At 45.9% G+C, this 13,671-nt stretch carries 13 protein-coding genes; 6 read left to right on the top strand and 7 right to left on the bottom strand.

Translation table 11 applies throughout. The features are described from left to right. The first annotated feature begins 102 nt into the window (after positions 1-102). Both lipB and lipA read left to right on the top strand, forming a co-directional pair. On the top strand, positions 103-765 hold the full coding sequence (gene lipB / locus VA249_RS03310) for a lipoyl(octanoyl) transferase LipB (RefSeq protein ID WP_128811443.1): 663 nt from the start codon (positions 103-105) through the stop codon (positions 763-765). After that, complete coding sequence (gene lipA / locus VA249_RS03305; protein ID WP_128811444.1) at positions 762-1,727, top strand: lipoyl synthase; 966 nt, start codon at positions 762-764, stop codon at positions 1,725-1,727. Before lipB ends, lipA begins: the two co-directional genes overlap by 4 nt. 302 nt (positions 1,728-2,029) lie before the next feature. Here the strand turns inward: lipA and glyA are convergent, their stop codons facing one another. Beyond that, a complete protein-coding gene (glyA, locus tag VA249_RS03300; protein WP_221068911.1) occupies positions 2,030-3,280 on the bottom strand; it encodes a serine hydroxymethyltransferase in 1,251 nt (416 codons plus the stop codon). 346 nt (positions 3,281-3,626) lie between these two features. Between glyA and VA249_RS03295 the strand changes: the two genes are divergently transcribed. Next, on the top strand, positions 3,627-4,229 hold the full coding sequence (locus tag VA249_RS03295; RefSeq protein ID WP_221068910.1) for a YitT family protein: 603 nt from the start codon (positions 3,627-3,629) through the stop codon (positions 4,227-4,229). A 79-nt stretch (positions 4,230-4,308) separates the two neighbouring features. On the opposite strand, the gene treC is transcribed toward VA249_RS03295, so the two are convergent. From treC to gmhB, 4 genes are all read right to left on the bottom strand, one after another. Continuing rightward, on the bottom strand, positions 4,309-5,994 hold the full coding sequence (treC, locus tag VA249_RS03290) for an alpha,alpha-phosphotrehalase (protein ID WP_221068909.1): 1,686 nt from the start codon (positions 5,992-5,994) through the stop codon (positions 4,309-4,311). A gap of 92 nt (positions 5,995-6,086) precedes the next feature. Then, positions 6,087-7,511: a PTS trehalose transporter subunit IIBC gene (gene treB, locus VA249_RS03285; RefSeq protein WP_221068908.1), complete on the bottom strand. Its 1,425-nt coding sequence runs from the start codon at positions 7,509-7,511 to the stop codon at positions 6,087-6,089. A gap of 175 nt (positions 7,512-7,686) precedes the next feature. Further along, the gene (gene treR / locus VA249_RS03280; protein WP_221068907.1) at positions 7,687-8,634 is read right to left on the bottom strand and encodes a trehalose operon repressor TreR; all 948 of its coding nucleotides are present in this window, start codon (positions 8,632-8,634) and stop codon (positions 7,687-7,689) included. Positions 8,635-8,708: 74 nt separating this feature from the next. After that, positions 8,709-9,260: a D-glycero-beta-D-manno-heptose 1,7-bisphosphate 7-phosphatase gene (gene gmhB, locus VA249_RS03275; protein WP_128811450.1), complete on the bottom strand. Its 552-nt coding sequence runs from the start codon at positions 9,258-9,260 to the stop codon at positions 8,709-8,711. Positions 9,261-9,601: 341 nt separating this feature from the next. On the opposite strand from gmhB, the gene metN reads away from it, so the two are divergent. Genes metN through VA249_RS03260 form a run of 3 tightly spaced genes read left to right on the top strand, consistent with a single transcriptional unit; the run spans position 9,602 to position 12,145 of the window. Beyond that, complete coding sequence (gene metN, locus VA249_RS03270; RefSeq protein WP_221068906.1) at positions 9,602-10,636, top strand: methionine ABC transporter ATP-binding protein MetN; 1,035 nt, start codon at positions 9,602-9,604, stop codon at positions 10,634-10,636. Next, positions 10,626-11,303 carry a methionine ABC transporter permease gene (locus VA249_RS03265; RefSeq protein ID WP_128811452.1) on the top strand — a complete coding sequence of 226 codons (678 nt, stop codon included), beginning with the start codon at positions 10,626-10,628 and terminating at the stop codon, positions 11,301-11,303. Before metN ends, VA249_RS03265 begins: the two co-directional genes overlap by 11 nt. 32 nt (positions 11,304-11,335) lie before the next feature. After that, positions 11,336-12,145, top strand: a complete 810-nt coding sequence (locus tag VA249_RS03260) for a MetQ/NlpA family lipoprotein (RefSeq protein WP_221068905.1) — start codon at positions 11,336-11,338, stop codon at positions 12,143-12,145. Positions 12,146-12,256: 111 nt separating this feature from the next. Here the strand turns inward: VA249_RS03260 and VA249_RS03255 are convergent, their stop codons facing one another. Together VA249_RS03255 and syd are read right to left on the bottom strand one after the other, a co-directional pair. After that, positions 12,257-13,033, bottom strand: a complete 777-nt coding sequence (locus VA249_RS03255; RefSeq protein ID WP_221068903.1) for a Zn-ribbon-containing protein — start codon at positions 13,031-13,033, stop codon at positions 12,257-12,259. A gap of 2 nt (positions 13,034-13,035) precedes the next feature. Beyond that, a complete protein-coding gene (gene syd / locus VA249_RS03250) occupies positions 13,036-13,581 on the bottom strand; it encodes a SecY-interacting protein (RefSeq protein WP_128811455.1) in 546 nt (181 codons plus the stop codon). Positions 13,582-13,671: the final 90 nt, after the last annotated feature.

The raw sequence follows: 13,671 nt of genomic DNA, 5'->3' as shown, positions 1-13,671 counted from the left end.
AGCACCTCACCTTTCAGTTAAAAATCTGTTACTCAAGTGTAGAGCATCAGAGGCATCCGGTTTATAATCCAAAAACTTTATATATTAGCGACAGGAATTCCCATGCAACACCAACTTGTTGTGAAACGACTTGGACGCCAAGATTATGAGCCTGTATGGAAGGCGATGCATGAATTTACCGATCAACGAACAGACGACACGCCTGATGAAGTTTGGTTGGTAGAGCACAACCCAGTATTTACTCAAGGACAAGCTGGCAAAGCCGAGCACCTGCTTAACACTGGGGATATTCCTGTTGTACAAAGTGACCGAGGTGGTCAAGTAACCTATCATGGACCAGGCCAATTGGTTGCATACTTCTTGATTAACCTGCGCCGCAAAAAATTAAGCGTGCGAGATCTCGTTACTCACATTGAGAACCTCGTGATCAACACCCTAAAGGCATACAATATTGAGTCTGCCGCACGACCAGACGCTCCAGGCGTCTACGTCGACAATAAAAAAATATGTTCTCTCGGTCTTCGTATTCGAAAAGGGTGCTCATTCCACGGTCTGGCATTGAACGTAAATATGGATTTGACGCCATTTCTACGTATTAATCCATGTGGCTATGAGGGAATGGAAATGGTTCAGGTCAGTCAAATTGGCGGACCAGAAAACATCGAAACCGTAGAAAAACAATTAATAGAAGAACTCGTTACTTTGCTTGATTATGAGCAAGTAAAATTCAGCACAGAAGCACCTTCTCAAGGTAATAAAGCATGAGCAAACCAATCCAGATGGAAAAGGGCGTTAAATACCGCGACGCCGACAAGATGGCATTGATTCCCGTAAAGAACATGCCGACAGAGCAGAAAGAAGTGCTACGTAAGCCTGATTGGATGAGAATCAAGCTACCAGCCGACAGCCAACGTATTCAAGACATCAAATCAGCGATGCGTAAGAACAAACTTCACTCTGTGTGTGAAGAAGCCTCTTGCCCTAACCTCGCTGAATGTTTTAACCACGGTACGGCCACTTTCATGATTCTAGGTGCGATCTGTACTCGCCGCTGTCCATTCTGTGACGTTGCCCATGGTCGTCCGCTTCCTGTTGAAGCTGAAGAACCGAAAAAGCTAGCAAAAACCATCGCAGATATGAAGCTGAAGTACGTCGTTATTACTTCAGTAGACCGTGATGACTTGCGTGATGGTGGTGCAGAGCACTTTGCAAACTGTAACCGTGAAATCCGCGAACTAAACCCACACATCAAGATTGAAACTCTAGTTCCTGACTTCCGTGGTCGCATGGACGTTGCGCTTGATCTAATGAAAGACAACCCGCCAGATGTCTTCAACCACAACCTAGAAACGGCACCTCGTCTGTACCGTAAAGCTCGCCCAGGGGCGAACTACAAGTGGTCGCTACAGTTGCTGCAAAAATTCAAAGAGCAGCATCCAAATGTACCGACTAAATCAGGCCTGATGATGGGTCTTGGTGAAACAAAAGAAGAGATCGTAGAAGTACTAAAAGACCTTCGCGCACACGGTGTCACCATGCTGACTCTGGGTCAGTACCTTGCGCCAAGCCGTCACCACCTGCCGGTAGAGCGCTACGTTCCACCAGCAGAGTTTGATGAGCTAAAAGAGATCGCACTAGAACTTGGCTTCACCCACGCAGCGTGCGGCCCATTTGTTCGTTCTTCTTACCATGCCGACATGCAAGCACAAGGCATTGAAGTGAAATAAGCTCACGTTCATTTACGAATACCAAAGGTTGGCTCTGTGCCAACCTTTTTTGTACATGGCTAGTAGACACAGTCTAAAACACTGTCATTCCGAATGAGCCTAGGCGATATCAGGAATCAGCTTTCAGTGCACTCTAAGCTGATATTTCCATACGCTAGAAAAACAAAAAGGCCCTCAAATGAGGACCTTTAAATTGAGTGAACTTTCGAAATAGATGAGTCGAGCTCTAGGAGAACACACGGAGTTTGCTTCTAGCAAACGAGTATGTTCAACAACGAAATCGGCTCACTCTATGAAGAGAGTTACGCGTAAACTGGTAGACGCTTACAGATCTCCAGAACTTTCTGTTTCGTTGCTTCGATAACTTCCTCGTTGCCGATGTTATCTAGAACGTCACACATCCAGTTCGCTAGCTCTTTCGCATCTTCTTCAGTGAAGCCACGACGAGTGATTGCTGGTGTACCTACACGGATACCAGACGTTACGAATGGGCTACGTGGATCGTTTGGTACAGAGTTCTTGTTTACTGTGATGTTTGCTGCACCTAGTGCTGCATCTGCATCTTTACCTGTAATATCCTTGTCGATTAGGTCAACTAGGAATAGGTGGTTTTCTGTACCGTTAGATACGATCTTGTAGCCACGCTCTTGGAATTGGCCAACCATTGCTTTTGCGTTTTTCACTACGCGAGCTTGGTAAGCTTTGAACTCAGGTTCCATTGCTTCTTTAAACGCTACTGCTTTACCAGCGATAACGTGCATTAGAGGGCCACCTTGACCACCAGGGAATACTGCTGAGTTCAGCTTTTTGTACATGTCTTCGCCCGCATTCGACAGGATTAGACCACCACGTGGGCCTGCAAGTGTCTTATGCGTAGTTGTTGTAACTACGTGAGCGTGTGGTACTGGCGTTGGGTACTCACCTGCAGCGATCAAACCCGCAACGTGCGCCATGTCTACGAATAGGTAAGCATCAACTTTGTCTGCGATTTCACGCATGCGCTTCCAATCAACGATTTGCGAGTAAGCAGAGAAACCACCGATGATCATCTTAGGCTTGTGCTCAAGCGCTAATTGTTCCATCTCGTCGTAGTTGATTTGACCGGCTTCGTCGATACCGTAAGGAATCACATTGTAGTGCTTACCAGAGAAGTTAACAGGAGAGCCGTGAGTTAGGTGGCCACCGTGTGCTAGGCTCATACCTAGAACGGTATCGCCTGGGTTTAAAAGCGCCATGTAAACTGCGCTGTTTGCTTGAGAACCTGAGTGAGGCTGTACGTTCGCGTACTCACAACCGAACAGTTGGCATGCACGATCGATAGCGAGTGCTTCAGCTTTATCTACGTACTCACAACCGCCGTAGTAACGCTTGCCTGGGTAGCCTTCCGCATATTTATTCGTTAGCTGTGAACCTTGCGCTTCCATTACACGTGGACTTGTGTAGTTTTCAGAAGCGATAAGTTCAATGTGTTCTTCCTGGCGAAGGGTTTCTTCCTGGATAGCTGCGAACAGTTCCGCATCGTAATCTGCGATGTTCATATCACGCTTAAGCATCTGTATCTCCTGACTCAGATTAGTACTGAAAGTTGCAAAAAAACTGAATAATGACCTAACGCAAACGTTTTCGTCACTCTAATAGCGCGCATTCTACAGAATTTGATCTAGGTCATAAAGAGAAATTTACCATTTTCTCATGCAGTTTTTTCATGATGACAAGTAAAAAATATCATGCCGATATGGCAAGCACTTCGCCATGTTTGATTAAGTGTCAATTTTGCGCTTTACACCCTGTAAAACAACAATTACATAGGTTTACCGCAAATTTTACCCTCTAGCTACCGAAAAGGTCACCTTTTTACTACTATGCATGCCCAATTTATCTCCAATGACTGCACATTAGATGGAAAAACACTCAAGAAAAGAAGACTGGATAGCAATTCTTACGGGGACCTTTTTGGTTGCTCAAGGCGTTTTTTTTCTCCAATCCGCCAACCTCTTAACTGGGGGCACAACTGGATTGGCTCTGCTTATTAGTCAATTTACACCTTTTACCTTTGGTGTGCTGTACTTTTTAGCCAACTGCCCTTTTTACTTATTGGCTTGGAAACGTTTTGGCCGTCATTTTGCGATTAACAGTGCCATTTCTGGTGCTTTGGTTTCTGTCTTTGCCGATAATCTGTATTTACTGATTTCACTGGAATCTATCAATGAGATTTACTGCGCCGTAGCTGGTGGGCTCTTGATGGGCTTGGGAATGCTGATCCTATTCCGCCACCGCTCTAGTTTGGGCGGCTTCAACGTCCTATGTTTATTCATTCAGGACAAGTTTGGTATCTCGGTAGGCAAATCTCAGATGGCGATAGATGCTTGTATCTTGTTTGCGTCTTTCTTCTTCGTCACTCCGTGGGTTATCGGCTTGTCGGTTCTTGGTGCCTTTGCGCTAAACCTTGTCCTTGCGATGAACCACAAACCGCATCGTTATTCTGTAAGCTACGGTTCATAAGACTTAAAGACAAAAAGGCTTTGGGGAGCACTCCAAAGCCTTTTGTTTAGGACCGAAATCTTTAGGGGAAGCTTAATTTTTACTCTTCAATCAGCAAGATGCGAGTTTCGTAAGGACGCAATACTTGGTGATTAGAAGCAATCGAGCTGGTCGCATTTTGATAGTTGGAAAGCAGGTTCTTTGCTTTACTCATATCAAAACGATCTGGTAATACGCACTCCACTTCTTCACCGTAGTAGTTGTTGATACATAGCAGCGTTTGTTTATCGTTCTGACGTGCGTAAGCAAAAATACGTTTGTGCTCAGGCAGCAGGTCCTCGTAACGACCATCAGTGATCACCGGAACCTGTTTACGCAGTTCAATCAGACGCTTGTAGAAGTAGAACACCGAGTTCAAATCGGCAATCGCGGCTTCCGCGTTGATCTCAGAATAGTTCTGAGCCACCTCTAACCACGGCGTACCCTCAGTAAAACCCGCGTGTTTCGCGCTGTTCCATTGCATTGGTGTACGAGAATTGTCTCGCGACTTCTGTGCCAAAATCGCCATCATGTCGTCGTGAGATACGCCATCGCGATTGACCATGATGTCGTACATGTTCGTACTTTCAACATCGCGATATTGGCTGATTTCGGTGTAACCTGGGTTGGTCATTCCGATCTCTTCACCTTGATAAACATAAGGTGTACCTTGCATCATGTGCACCGATGCCGCGAGCATTTTGGCAGATTCAACACGGTATTGTTCGTCGTTACCTAATCGGCTCACAACCCGTGGTTGGTCGTGGTTACACCAAAATAGCGCGCCCCACCCTTTGCCATTTAAGCCGGTTTGCCAATGGTTGAAGATCTGTTTCAGTTGGATGAAATCAAACGGCGCTCTCGTCCACTTATTACCATTTGGGTAATCAACTTTCAGGTGGTGGAAATTGAACACCATTGATAGCTCTTTGCCATCTTGCGCTGAGTATTGCTGACAATGCTCTAGCGTGGTGGAAGACATTTCACCCACCGTCACACTGCCGTACTTTTGGAACACGGCTTCACTGATCTCTTGAAGGTATTCGTGCACACGCGGGCCGTCGGTGTAGAAACGGCGACCATCACCAATATCGTCACTTGGGAAGTTTTGTTGCTTGGAAATCAGGTTGATAACGTCAAGACGGAAACCATCGACACCTTTTTCTGCCCAGAAGCTGATGACTTCTTTCACTTCTTCACGCACTACCGGGTTTTCCCAGTTTAAGTCCGCTTGCTCTTTAGCAAAAAGGTGCAAATAGTACTGACCCGTTTTTTCATCCAGTGCCCAAGCGTTACCACCAAACTTAGATTGCCAGTTGTTTGGCTCTGCGCCATCAACCGGATCTTTCCAGATGTAGTAATCACGGTAAGGGCTGTTTTTGTCACCCAATGCTGACTGGAACCACTTGTGTTCTGTCGAAGTATGGTTGACCACGATATCCATGATGATTCGAATACCCAGTTGGTGAGCCTCAGCCAACAGGGTATCGAAATCTTGCATGGTGCCAAAATCTGGGTTGATCGCATAGTAATCGGAAATGTCATAACCGTTGTCGATCATTGGCGATTGATAAACCGGCGTCAGCCAAATCGCATCCACACCAAGGTGTTTTAGATAATCCAGTTTAGAAATGATCCCTTTAATATCGCCCGTGCCTTTACTTCCACTGTCACAAAAGCTTTTTGGGTAAATTTGGTAGATGGTTGCGGTTTTCCACCAGCTCTCATCATGCTTGGTCATTGCCATTTCTAACGCTCACTTACCATTAAACGGAAACTTAAAAATCTTAAAAAAACGAAGAGATAAACGAGGCAGCCAAATCGCTGCCTCAGTTCGAATTACGCGCTAGCGGTTTCTAACTCGCCTTTCATTTGCGCACGCTTATACAACACAAGGGTCAGTGCCACTGGTACCACAATCGCCACCAACATCGCCAGAGCAAATACGCCCCAGAACTGTGGTTGGATAGACAAGATGCCCGGCAAACCGCCCACACCGATACCGTTCGCCATCACACCTGCGCTACCACAGATAGCAGCGGCAATCGCACTACCGATCATCGCGCTCAGCATTGGGAATTTGTATTTCAAGTTGATGCCGTACATCGCTGGCTCAGTCACACCAAGGTAAGCAGAGATAGCCGCAGGTACTGAGATATCACGCTCGCCGTGTTTTTTACTGATGATAATGATGCCGACTACTGCAGACGCTTGAGCAATGTTTGAAAGTGCAATCAAAGGCCAAATTGGCGTGCCGCCGAGCTCTTGCATCAGTTGAAGATCAACCGCATTGGTGGTGTGGTGAATACCAGTAATCACCAATGGCGCGTATAGGAAGCCAAAGATGGTTGAGCCAATCATCGCGAAGTCACCTGTCATGGCTGCTTTTGCTGCGAAAGCAACGCCGTCACCCAACATTCGACCGAATGGGCCAATGATAGAGTGCGCAAGAATCACAGACACGATGATAGAGACAAACGGCACGACCACTAGGTAAAGGTAAGACGGAATGATGCGTTTCAAGTTGGTTTCAATAAACGCCAAGGCGACACCCGCTAACATGGCCGGAATCACTTGCGCTTGATACCCTACTTTCTCGATGGCGAATAAACCAAAGTCCCACACTTCTGGCACTTGCTTACCAATCAGATAGGCGTTCATTAACTGTGGCGAAACCAACGTGACACCCAATGTGATACCCAGAATCGGAGTACCGCCGAGTTTTTTCACTGTCGACCAACACACACCAACCGGTAGGAAGAAGAAGATCGCCTCACCAATTAGCCATAAGAAAGAGTGTACTGTTGCCCAAAACTGGCTGATTTCCGTGAGCGTTTGACCATCAAACATCTTGATGTCGCCAATCACGTTACGGAAACCAAGAATCAGACCACCGGTGATGATCGCTGGTAACAGTGGTACAAAGATTTCAGCAAGGTGGGAAATACCACGCTCGACGATATTCATGTTTTGACGAGCCGCGTTCTTAGATTCATCTTTGCTCGCTTCACTTTTACCCGTCAGCTCGATCAGTACTTTGTATACCTCATCGACTTCCGTGCCGATCACCACTTGGAACTGACCTGCGTTGGTAAAGCAGCCTTTAACCATAGGCAGTGCATCTAACTGTTTGATATCGGCTTTGTCTGTGTCATTCAACACGAAACGTAAGCGAGTTAAGCAGTGGCTTACACTGGCAATATTGTCCGATCCCCCGACCAGCTCAATAAGACGCTGTACCTCTTGACGCGCAATCTTACTCATAACTTTGTCCACCCTGTATTGGATACATTCAATTCATCGTTTTATTTTTATAATGGGAACATTCCCATTTGATGATTTTAATAGTGCCATTTCGCATTCAAAAACAAAATGGGAACAGTCCCATTAATTGAGAATGATCACAGTATAATTTTAGAGCAGATCATCGAAAGGTGGATTAATGACAGATAGGCTGCTGGGTAAAATGCACCACAGACTCATCACCATTTAATTGATTAATCAGCATGTTAGCCGCCTTTTCACCAGCATGAGAGTAGCCCGGATCCACGCTGAAGACATTCGGGAAGAGAAAAGACAGTAATTCGCTACCACCAACACCGGTAACCACCACATCTTCACGTCCCACTTCTTGCAGACGTTTAATTACACCAAGAGCGATGGTATCACTGGCACAAGCGATGGCTTGCGTATCAAATTGAAGGACTTGATCCACCAGCTGATAAGCACTTTCATGGTTGAGCTTGCCAGTTTGGAAGCAAGGTTCGATGCGCTTTTGTTCACACCAAGCTTGGTAAGCATTTAGGCGAGCGAGACCGGTGGTACGGTCTTCTGGATCAACACCAATGTAGGCAATACGAGAAATAGATTGCTGTTCCAGATGAGAGAGCGCCATATCGATAACGCCTTGGTTATCGTAGTTGATCGAGGAAACCATTTGCGTGTCCATCGCGATCACGACAATGCGATTGCCCCACTCTGCCAAAGCTTGCTCATCACACCCAGTAAAACCAAACACGATAACCCCATCGACATTACGACGTTTAAGCACATCCAAATGCTCATTGGTTTTATCGCGGTCGAATTGGCTTTCCATGATCACCACGTCATACCCTGCCGAGTACAAGGCATTCAACATGGTACCGACCGCGCGGTTTTCTGATGGAGAATCCAAACGAGAGATGATCACACCGACCACCTTTTGACTACCGCCACGCATTGACTGTGCCGATTTTGATGGCACATAACCTGACTCATGAATGATTCGTTCCACTTTCTCACGCGTTTGTGGTTTTACCTTGGGATCATTGGTAAGCACACGGCTGACCGTCGATTTGCCTACGCCAGCCAGTTTAGCGATATCAAGAATAGTGAGTTTTTTGCTCATAAGTGATCAAACTAAAAGAGGGAGTCAAACAAAAGGGAAGCAGTGGCTTCCCTTATCTCAATGAATAGTAAAAACTACTTGTTTAGGTATGCAGGAACATCTGCAATGCTATCAAGTACAACCGTAGCTAGCGCTTCGCCTTGTTCTGTAACAGGCTTACCAGTACGCACTAAAATCTTGGTACCAACGCCTGCCGCTTCAGCAGCCATCATATCTTCAGCTTTATCACCAATCATCACTGATTTCGCCATATCGATCTTCAAGAAATCGCGTGCAGAAATGAACATCCCTGGTTTTGGCTTGCGGCAATCACAATCTTGTTTGTATTCGCCAACGCCATGCTCTGGATGATGTGGACAATAATAAAACCCATCGAACTCAACGCCATTGTCAACGAAGTTCCAGTCCATCCATTGAGTTAATGACAAGAAACGATCTTCACTGTATTTACCGCGTCCGATACCTGATTGGTTCGTCACCAGTACTAGTAGGTAGCCTTGATCTTTTAGCGCTTTTGTCGCCTCAAACACACCGTCAATGTACTCAAAATCATGCTCATCATGAACGTAGCCATGATCAACGTTAATTACGCCATCACGATCGATAAAAACAGCTGGTTTTGCCAAAACATATTTCTCTATTTACTCGGTTTGATTAGATTATTACATACCTTATACGCTTCAACACTATCTAATTCGTGTTAAAGCAAGACAAAACTATTGATTTATTGCTTGAGAATCGGTAAATCTGAAAAGCAACACTTCCCTCTTATATCTCCTCCCCCGTAGTAACATCCCTTACAAAATAGCAACCAGGACTTTTAGACGTCTAGACGTAAAAATATCTATTGACTTCATTTCGCTTACCCCATAGCATCAACTGAGAATTGAGATAAAGTTCAAAATTTACTCCTGTTAAAAGCCGTTTTTAACAGTGAAGTTCCCAGTATCTCTGTGCAGGTTGAAACATGATAGAAATAAAAAACGTCAATAAAGTGTTCTTCCAAGGCAGTAAGGAAATTCTTGCCCTTAAGGACATAAACTTAGACATCGCTAAAGGGACTATCTTTGGTGTTATCGGCGCATCGGGCGCAGGTAAAAGTACCTTAATCCGCTGTGTCAATATGCTGGAAGCCCCGACCTCAGGCTCCATTATCGTTGATGGCGTTGACCTAACTAAACTCGGTAAAAAGCAACTGAGTGCAACCCGCCGTAACATTGGGATGATCTTCCAACACTTTAACCTGCTGTCATCTCGTACCGTTTTCGACAATGTGGCTCTCCCTCTTGAGTTAGCAGGCAAAGAGAAATCGCAAATCACAACAAAAGTGACGGAGCTACTTAAACTGGTTGGCCTTTCGGACAAGCACGAGAGCTACCCAGCAAACCTAAGTGGCGGTCAAAAGCAGCGTGTGGCCATTGCACGTGCTCTGTCTTCTGATCCAAGTGTTTTGTTGTGTGACGAAGCGACCAGCGCACTGGATCCAGCGACAACACAATCCATTCTAGAACTACTAAAAGAAATCAACCGCAAACTTGAGATCACCATTCTTTTGATCACCCACGAAATGGAAGTGGTGAAAAGCATCTGTCATGAAGTGGCGATCATCGGTGATGGCGAATTAGTTGAAAAAGGCACGGTCGGCGATATCTTTGCACATCCTAAAACGGAACTCGCACATCAGTTCATCCGCTCGACGTTGGATCTTTCTATCCCAGAAGACTATCAATCTCGCTTACAGGCGACACGCGTAGAAAACAGCTACCCTCTCGTTCGCCTTGAATTTACAGGCGCTACGGTGGATGCACCTCTCATGACGCAAATTGCTCGTAAATTTAATATTGATGTCAGCATTCTAAGCTCTGACCTCGATTACGCCGGTGGTGTGAAATTCGGCATGATGGTCGCGGAGCTGTTCGGTAATGAACAAGACGATAACGCAGCGATTGAATTCCTGCGTGAGCACAACGTGAAAGTAGAGGTACTTGGCTATGTCCTTTAATACGATTTCTGAATGGCTGAGCCTAAACAGCAACCTACTTCTGGGCGCGACTTGGGAAACCATCTACATGGTTGCCGTCGCGGGTATCGTCGGTTTTGCTGTGGGGATTCCACTCGGTGTCATTCTGCACACCACTAAAAAAGGTGGCTTGCTCGAAAACACCAAACTGAACCGCGTACTTGGCGCGATCGTTAACATCGGTCGTTCGGTGCCTTTCCTCGTATTGATGGTGGCAATTATCCCGGTCACCAAGCTGTTAGTGGGAACGTTTATCGGTACAACCGCAGCCATTGTTCCATTGACTATTGGCGCCATTCCATTTGTGGCTCGATTGATTGAAGGTGCCTTATTAGAAGTACCGTCAGGCTTAGTAGAAGCAGCGCAATCGATGGGCGCGACACCTGTACAAATCATCACAAAAGTTCTGCTTCCCGAAGCGATGCCGACTATTGTTAACTCAGTAACGATTACCCTAGTCACTTTAGTAAGCTACTCCGCAATGGCAGGAACCGTTGGCGGCGGTGGTTTAGGTGACGTTGCGATCCGTTATGGATTCCACCGCTACGACATAGTGATCATGGCCGTAACGGTAGTAATGCTCATCGTACTCGTACAAATTATTCAGTCTATTGGTGATGCCATCGTACGCCGCGTAGACCATAGATAAGAATTGAAAATACCAATTATAAGGAGATAAACATGAAATTTAGCCTTAAGAGTCTTTTGACTGTTGCAACTGCCGCTTCTGCACTGGTTCTTGCTGGTTGTGGTGAAAAGCAATCTGATGACAACAGCGTAAAAGTTGGCGTAATGGCTGGCGCAGAAGCTCAGGTTGCAGAAGTTGCTGCAAAAGTTGCTAAAGAAAGATACAACCTGGATGTCGAACTTGTCACTTTCACGGATTACGTGACACCAAACGCCGCATTGGATGATGGGTCTATTGATATCAACGCTTTCCAACATAAGCCATACCTTGATCAACAAGTAGAAGATCGTGGCTACAAGCTCGTGACCGCCGGCAACTCTTTTGTTTACCCTATCGCAGGCTATTCTAAACAAGTGAAATCGGTTGACGAAGTTCAAGAGGGAGCAAGAATCGCGGTACCAAACGATCCCACTAACCTAGGCCGCTCTCTACTGCTTCTTGAGCAACAAGGTTTGATTGAGCTGCGTGATGGCGTCGATCTACTAGCAACAGTGCGTGACATCGTAGGTAACCCAAAAAACATCACTATCGTAGAACTGGATGCCGCACAACTTCCTCGCTCTCTTGACGATGTTGCAATTTCTATCATCAACACAACTTACGCGAGCTCAATCGATCTCACACCTGAACGTGACGGCATCTTCGTTGAAGACAAAGAGTCTCCTTACGTAAACCTAATCGTAGCTCGTGAAGACAACGTCCAAGCCGCTAACGTACAAAACTTCGTGAAAGCGTACCAAACCGATGAAGTTTACGAAGCAGCGAAAGACATCTTCAAAGGTGGTGTCGTTAAAGGTTGGTAATCCAACACGAAAACACCTTTCAAGACGAAACAAAATAAAACAAAAGGGCTGATGTGGAAACATCAGCCCTTTTACTTTTCTCATCAACGTTTGGATCTGCGCTATTTTAAGCTACTTAATGTGGTCCCAAGAGATGTTAGAAACAACTCGGCAGTCATCACACTTGAAGTAAAAAATGTCATGCAAAGGCTCATCAAGTAGCCACTCACCACCACATTTTGGACACTTGCGCGCCTTTTCTGCTTCAAGCGACTCACCACCGACTCGATATTGGTAATAATAGGTCGGGATCTTAGTGAGGAATTCAATACGACCACGTAAATCCCAACCACGACGGAACAACACACTGTCAGCATCACAAATTTCATGCAGCGCAGCGTGTTCAGCTCGGCATCCGCCCGCCATTTGAATTTCATCACATGCTTGCCACTCAGTTTGCCACTTCACCACCGCTTTATGGTCACCATTGAGTGTCGCACCATTACGGTATAGCGGAATCGGCAATAATGTCTCACCGCTGCGCAGCGGAGAACACGTATGAACATAAGTGGTGTAAAGCACTTGCCAGCTCGGTGTTTCATCTTCTGCGGCTTCTTCTGAGTTCAAGTCACGACCTAACATGCGCATTTTAGGCGCAAGCAAAGACGCTTCTGACAAACGATTTAAGCAGACTTTGACGAAATCAGAATGGTAACGAGGGTGCAAGCTGTCTTGCTCTGGGCACACTACGCGCACATAAAACTCGCCATCTCCCATTACGATAGGAAACTCACGACCAAGGACCTGCCCGTTGTAACGCAAAGCATCCATCAAGCCGTTAATCGCTTTATCAACTGCGCTTACTGTGGTGTTATCAAAACATTCAAACTGCAACTCAACAACGTACATATTTACACCGCAGCCTCGAGTTTGTTTAGAAACTCAATCACATTGTCTGCAAGCACATCACGATTACTGGTGCCTAGACGCTCAAGAATCACATTACCCGTCAAGTTACAGATAGAAATGACGTCCAACTCTGCGTCTGTCACTGCGATGAATACTGTTGGCTTCAGTTTTAGGCGACGCTGAGTCACTAGGTGACCAAGTATGTTCTCTTGCAAGCGAGTAAAATCATCATCACTCCATACTTGCAATAGTGTTAGACCATTGCCTTGCCAAGTAGCGTCCATATCTGCACTGTATTGAGATCCATAAAAAAGCTTGATGTCTTCATGCAGCGTGAGCTCAATACCATTCTCAACGTTAGTAAAATCCGCCACGTCTTCACGAGGACACACTTTCCATAATACGGCCTCATCACGTTTCTCTTCTACACATGGAGAAACAAGATCAGCAAGCTCTTCACTGCGTGGCAGTTCATTGTGCTCGTCTTGCCAAGCTTGTTGATAGCGCAGGCTAAACTCCAGTAGAGCCTGAGTAACGGTCTGGGTCATGAAGGTCTCCTCATTCCTTATTTATCAGATAGCGGTGTCTGCCAGATGGCAATTGTTCAGCGGATTAAGTAAAATTCTCGTCATTCTAAT

The sequence above is a fragment of the Vibrio alfacsensis genome (genome assembly GCF_019670485.1).
GTDB classification, from domain to species: Bacteria; Pseudomonadota; Gammaproteobacteria; order Enterobacterales; family Vibrionaceae; genus Vibrio; species Vibrio alfacsensis.
This window is presented reverse-complemented; position numbering and strand designations above follow the sequence as displayed.

What these genes read in the sequence shown, in the direction of transcription:
- lipB (WP_128811443.1), top strand. Translation starts at nt 103, where the DNA reads ATGCAACACCAACTTGTTGTGAAACGACTTGGACGCCAAGATTATGAG.
- lipA (WP_128811444.1), top strand. Translation starts at nt 762, where the DNA reads ATGAGCAAACCAATCCAGATGGAAAAGGGCGTTAAATACCGCGACGCC.
- glyA (WP_221068911.1), bottom strand. Translation starts at nt 3,280, where the DNA reads ATGCTTAAGCGTGATATGAACATCGCAGATTACGATGCGGAACTGTTC.
- VA249_RS03295 (WP_221068910.1), top strand. Translation starts at nt 3,627, where the DNA reads ATGGAAAAACACTCAAGAAAAGAAGACTGGATAGCAATTCTTACGGGG.
- treC (WP_221068909.1), bottom strand. Translation starts at nt 5,994, where the DNA reads ATGGCAATGACCAAGCATGATGAGAGCTGGTGGAAAACCGCAACCATC.
- treB (WP_221068908.1), bottom strand. Translation starts at nt 7,511, where the DNA reads ATGAGTAAGATTGCGCGTCAAGAGGTACAGCGTCTTATTGAGCTGGTC.
- treR (WP_221068907.1), bottom strand. Translation starts at nt 8,634, where the DNA reads ATGAGCAAAAAACTCACTATTCTTGATATCGCTAAACTGGCTGGCGTA.
- metN (WP_221068906.1), top strand. Translation starts at nt 9,602, where the DNA reads ATGATAGAAATAAAAAACGTCAATAAAGTGTTCTTCCAAGGCAGTAAG.
- VA249_RS03265 (WP_128811452.1), top strand. Translation starts at nt 10,626, where the DNA reads ATGTCCTTTAATACGATTTCTGAATGGCTGAGCCTAAACAGCAACCTA.
- VA249_RS03260 (WP_221068905.1), top strand. Translation starts at nt 11,336, where the DNA reads ATGAAATTTAGCCTTAAGAGTCTTTTGACTGTTGCAACTGCCGCTTCT.
- VA249_RS03255 (WP_221068903.1), bottom strand. Translation starts at nt 13,033, where the DNA reads ATGTACGTTGTTGAGTTGCAGTTTGAATGTTTTGATAACACCACAGTA.
- syd (WP_128811455.1), bottom strand. Translation starts at nt 13,581, where the DNA reads ATGACCCAGACCGTTACTCAGGCTCTACTGGAGTTTAGCCTGCGCTAT.